This window comes from Paenibacillus sp. 01T422 (assembly GCF_056398785.1).
On the sequence record NZ_JBFTQB010000680.1, the window covers coordinates 1 to 3598 of the forward strand.

Here is a 3598-nt window from a genome sequence, read left to right on the forward strand (position 1 = left end):
CGCCTGTCCGACAAAGAAGCATTGATCTTCGCCAGCTGTTCGGCGGACATCCCCGCACCATTGTCCTCTATACGGATCACACAGTCATCATCCTGGATAAATCCCTTGATATGGATATGACCCTTCGTGCGAATATGCTTGATTCCGTGATAAATCGCATTCTCAATCAGCGGCTGCAAGGTCAGTTTTACTATTTTACAATCCAATATGGCCGGCTCCATCTCAATTTCAAAGGTAAAACAATCACCATATCGCAACTCTTGAATTGTAAAATAATGCTTGATATGCTCTATTTCTTGAGAGACAGGAATGATCTCACTGCCTTTACTGATGGAGATACGGAAGAAATCCGAGAGCGCGGATACCATCTGGCTAGCTTCCTTTTTTTCGTCCATTTCGATTAGATGTTTGATGGAGTACAGAGTGTTATATAGAAAATGCGGCCTGATTTGAAACTGCAGCGCGTCTAATTCTGCTTTTCGTTTCTTTTCTTGCTCGTTTTCTATCTGAATAAGCAGCTGTTTGATCCTATGAATCATATCTCGAACACCTCTATTCAGTACGCCGATCTCATTTTGCGGCATTTCCCTAAATTCGATGTCAAGATTTCCTTCCTGGATCGTATTAATTTTTCGAGTGAGTCGAATGATCGGTTTCGAAATAATGTTAGCCAGAAAATTGGAAAAGAACACGACGATGACAAACAAAACTAATATTAAAACTAGGATTAAGTATTTGATGTAACTCACTTTTTTGAATAATTCTTCCTTGGGTACAACCGCAGCAATTTTCCATTTATTAATTTTCAAAGTATTGTAAACAATCAGCATTTCTTTCCCATACTCATTAGTAACCGTAATTTTTCCGGATCCTTGCGCCGTTTGTAAGATTTGGGACTGTAATTCTGAATCCTTAATACTATATTTATCCTCAATATTCTTGTAGGAAATGATCCCTTCCGCGCTAATGAGGCATAGATAACCATTGTTACTAATGGTCGGATTATTTAGTATCGTTTGAAAAAATGAATCTTTTATATTAAAAAGAATAATACCTTTAATATGTTCCATGTCCTTACCCAGCAGTTTATATAAGCTAACTACTTTCCCACTCTTATTTTGATTAAAAGTAGTCACGATGGGATCCGTGTGCAGTGTTAGCCAATGGATAGTAGAAACCGGATCGGTTGCCTGCACAAGCTTGTAAGGTTCAAGTGAAATTTTCACCGTTTCGGTCAGGTCATCTTTTCTATAGAATGCCTGACGATCATTGCTGTAAGAAAGCATCGTTGAATCGATCAAGCCTCGATCTGGAAAGGCTCTGTTTAAGACTCTATTCAATTGAAGGTAATCACCTGGTTGCAGATTATAGGCAGGATTTTCGGTGCGTAATATAATGTCGGATAAGTCGGCATCATTATCGATGATCGTTAGACTCGATACCAAGTCGGTCAATTTATCATTTAGAAAGCTTTCCGTTTGTGAGACGGTATCGGAAATACTCATAAAGGCATTCTGCTGCAGCTGATCGAACGCGAGAAGGTAAGAAAGTAATCCAGTAACAATCACAAATAGCATAATAATAGGGATGGTTATCCATAAAATAGTTGATTTCAATGTACGATTCCCAATGAGTGACAACCGTGCCCCCTCCATAGCCCAGATCCATCCGAACATTGCAGTTATCTGCTCGGATGGGTCTGGTCAGATCACTTCTCGCTGTCATAAATCGTCAGTTATTTCTTAATTCCTTTATCATATTCCACTTTAGCCTTCTCCATCGCGCTAGCCCAACCATCAAGAAAAGATTCTGATGTCATCGTTCCCGCCATTACCTTTTGGAAATTAGGCTCCAAAGTCTGGGCTAATATGCTGCTGTAATCAGGTAAATAGATCGGCACATCTAAGACAATTGTGTCTTTGCTAGCCATTACATTGGCACCGTCTTGAATATGTTGTGATTTTTTCACATAGTCGCTTTGTAATGCGTCTACATTAATCGGCATCTGGCCAATTTTTTCATTCCAATACGTCTGCGATTCACTGGAAAGTATATATTTGAAGAACTCCCATGCTTCTTCAGGGTGCTTGCTGTTTTTGAAAATTCCATAACCATTGGCAGTTGGAGCCACTATTGTTTTGCCGTTATCTGATTTTGGTAAAATCGTTGATGCAAATTTCCCATCACCAAGCGATTGCAGATGATTGTTGTAAGAACCGAAGTTATGCTGAACCATTGCTGCTGTTCCCGTATCAAATACGGCTATCATTTCTTTATAGGCATTCGTAATATCACTCGTAGGTGTGTATTTCTTATACATGCCTACATATTTCTTCAAAAACTCCAGATTCTTTGGATCGTTTACTGTAGCTTTGCCCTTGGAATCAAAGTAATGCTCCACACCTGAATAAGCATACATTGCAGTGGTCAACTGATTGATACTACCTTGGCCTCCACGAATCGTATAGCCAAATTGATTCTTACTGGCATCTGTCAACTTCTCAGCATCTAGGAAAAAGTCATTCCACGTTGTAGGCGGTTTCAGACCCGCATTTTTGATCAAATCAGGGCGGTACCAGAAGTTATCCATATACATGGTACCGGGGATTTGATACAGCTTCTTGTCAGGCACCAAGGTCCGGTTATAATCTACTAGACTTTTAGTGATTTTGTCCTTGTCACTCCATTTATCGAAGAAAGGATCCAATGCTAAGAGTGTTCCTTTGGCGGCAAAGTCGGAAATCCATATCCCAGTGACCCCGCCAATATCCGGTGTATCGTTGGAAGCAATGGCAACATCATATTTCTGCTTGGCCGAAGAGAAAGGAATACCGACATATTCAACTGTAATATTGGGATTTTTCGCTTGAAAGCGTTTGATAATTTCCTGTAAATACGGCGTACGATCAGGTCCGGCATTCTCATCCCAGAAGACTAGTTTTACATTCTCTGGTRTCTTAGTCACAACAGACGTCTGTGCACTTTCCGTAGGTTTGTCACTGACTTGGCTGTTGGAACTGCTGCTTGTACTACTGCTTCCGCAGCCTGACAGAAAAACCGACAAGCTGAGAACTCCTAAAGTAAGAACCGAATTCATTTTTTTCATGAAATCAACATCTCCCTTTTTATCAATTATCTATTGGCTAACCCCCTAGGGAATTAGTTCGAACTTAACCCTTGACGGCTCCAGAACCCATGCCTTGAACTAGATATTTCTGTACAAAAGCGAATAAAATCACAGCAGGCACTAATGATATAAGGCTTCCAGCAGCAAGTGCACCGTAATGGATATCAAACTCCCCTTGCATATATCGCAAGCCAACAGGTAGCGTGAACAGTGCCGGTTTACTAATGAACATTAATGCAAACAGGAACTCGTTCCAGGCACTTATGAAGGTGAATACCGTGGTCGCTACTATACCGGGAAGCAGAATCGGGAAGATCACAACAAAGATCGCTTTCAGTCGACTGCAGCCATCCATCATCGCTGCTTCCTCCAGCGCTTCCGGAATATTGCTTATAAACCCGCTCATAAGTAACGCATTAAACGGAAGCTGAAACGTACTGTAGGTAATAATAAGTGCAATAAGATTACTCG

At 40.8% G+C, this 3598-nt stretch carries 3 protein-coding genes; all 3 read right to left on the minus strand.

All coding sequences use genetic code 11. The features are described 5' to 3' along the window. Positions 1-1640: cache domain-containing sensor histidine kinase (locus AC1DUA_RS28790; RefSeq protein ID WP_477503018.1), on the minus strand; the 1640-nt coding region annotated here is incomplete at its 3' end. A gap of 95 nt (positions 1641-1735) precedes the next feature. After that, positions 1736-3106, minus strand: a complete 1371-nt coding sequence (locus tag AC1DUA_RS28795) for an ABC transporter substrate-binding protein (protein ID WP_477503019.1) — start codon at positions 3104-3106, stop codon at positions 1736-1738. 64 nt (positions 3107-3170) lie between these two features. Then, a partial coding sequence (locus AC1DUA_RS28800; RefSeq protein WP_477503020.1) for a carbohydrate ABC transporter permease occupies positions 3171-3598 on the minus strand: 428 nt, incomplete at its 5' end.